We start from the raw sequence: 236 nt of genomic DNA on the forward strand, positions 1-236 counted from the left end.
GTTCATCCAACTGACCTTGCAGCACATGTTGTGAAGGAAGCCGTAAAAAGAGCCGGAATCAAATCTAAAAGTGTGGATGAGCTGATTGTAGGAAATGTTGGACAGATTGCTGAGAATGGTTTTATCGGTCGGGTCATCTCCCTAAAGGCTGATTTGCCAGAGGAAACAACTGCCTATTCCGTCAATCGGCAATGCGGTTCCGGGCTGCAGGCCATTGTCGATGGGATGTTAGAGAT

1 protein-coding gene is annotated in these 236 nt (G+C 47.5%); it reads left to right on the forward strand.

Annotated features, from left to right (window positions below; all coding sequences use genetic code 11):
* A partial coding sequence (locus tag RYX56_RS25210) for a thiolase family protein (protein WP_500660726.1) occupies nt 1-236 on the forward strand: 236 nt, incomplete at both ends.

Origin of the sequence: Alkalihalophilus lindianensis, assembly GCF_032843265.1 — a bacterium.
Taxonomy (GTDB): domain Bacteria; phylum Bacillota; class Bacilli; order Bacillales; family Bacillaceae_D; genus Alkalihalophilus; species Alkalihalophilus lindianensis.